Here is a 1480-nt window from a genome sequence, read left to right on the forward strand (position 1 = left end):
CTTCTCGAAGGAGCGGACACCCCAGTCGAGCAGCTTTCGCGCTTCCTCGGCGCGCTCCTTGTCCGAGGCCAGCCCGCTCATCGCCGCGATCACGCGGGTACCATTGTGGCTGAGCGAACCGACGATGCCGAAGCCGGCTGCCTCGCTCGCCCCGACCGCCAGGCCGTCGGCGCCGATGTCCATCGCCAGCAGCGGATTGCGGTTCCTCTGTGAGATCTTGTTCCAGGTGAAATCCTTTTGGGCATAATAGCGATAGAAATCCGGATAATCGCGCCACAGGTGCAGGGCGAGCTGCGCCAGCTCGCGCACGGTCGTCTGCTGGCCATCCGCCGGCAGGCCGGTCGAATTGACGAAAGTCGACGTCTTGAGGCCGATCTGGCGGGCGCGTTCGGTCATCTGCACGGCAAAATTGTCTTCGGATCCCGACATGCCTTCGGCGATGACGATGCAGCCGTCATTGGCCGCCTGCACGGTCACGCCCTGAATCAGGTCTTCGAGCCGGATCGACGACTTGAGCTTGGCGAACATCGTCGATGTTCCCGAAGGCGCGCCACCCTTGCGCCAGGCGTTCTCGCTGACCACGAACGTATCGTCGAGCTTCAGGCGGCCGGATTTGATGGCATTGAAAACCACTTCCATGGTCATCAGCTTGGCCATCGAGGCCGGCGGTATCGGCTTGTCGGCCTCCTTGGAAAACAGCACCGTCCCGGTCTCGGCATCGATCATGAAGGCCTGCGCGGCCTTGGTCTCGAACAGCTGTGCACCGGCCGGAGCCTGGAAAAACAGCAGCAAGCCAAAAACCAGAAGCCCGGCGAGAGGCGGGAGCAAGCGAAATTGCATGATGTTCGACCCGTTGGCCGGCACCGCCGGCAAGCCCGCGAAAAGTATCAGGCTTTTTGCGCGGCGGATCAACCGCGCAGCGGAAATCCCATCAGGCTTGCGCTCAGTTGCGCACAGCCAGCGCATCGGGCGCGCCATGCGACCAGGCAGCCTGCAGCAAATCATCGAGATTGCGGTGGCCATCGGGATAGAGATTGACCGAATACCAATCCTCGCCATCGAGTTCCGAACGCTGGATCTCGATCTTGCCGTATGCGGCAAGCTCAGCGGCAACACGCTTGGCCTCCGCTGCATCCTCGAACGAACCAGCCGCGACGTAGTCAGTGGACGGACCGGCCGCTGGCGGCTGCCGCTTCCATGATTGGAGCACATCGGCCGGCGACATGCCGTCGCCACCCATCGCGGCGAAGGCATTTGAGGCGCGTTCGACCCGCTCGTCGGCATAGGACAGCGAGGCCACGGCAAACGGCGATTGCGGCGGCAGATTGATCTGCGGACGCTCCGGCACGATCGGGCCGAAATCCGGAAGCGCCAGATCGCCATAGGCCGACGACTGCGTCGACATGATCGGCTGGACAGAACCGGTATCTGTCAACTGGCCCGGAAACGGCACGGCAGCAGTGCCGGCAGGCAGGCTTGG

At 63.2% G+C, this 1480-nt stretch carries 1 protein-coding gene and 1 pseudogene; both read right to left on the reverse strand.

What is annotated here, in order from left to right; genetic code table 11:
- Positions 1-840: D-alanyl-D-alanine carboxypeptidase family protein (locus EN879_RS35600; RefSeq protein WP_164774827.1), on the reverse strand; the 840-nt coding region annotated here is incomplete at its 3' end.
- A 103-nt stretch (positions 841-943) separates the two neighbouring features.
- Positions 944-1480 (reverse strand): annotated as a pseudogene (locus EN879_RS35605) (septal ring lytic transglycosylase RlpA family protein); the annotation flags it as partial.

It is taken from the genome of Mesorhizobium sp. M7A.F.Ca.AU.002.02.1.1, assembly GCF_003998535.1.
Lineage (GTDB): Bacteria > Pseudomonadota > Alphaproteobacteria > Rhizobiales > Rhizobiaceae > Mesorhizobium > Mesorhizobium ciceri.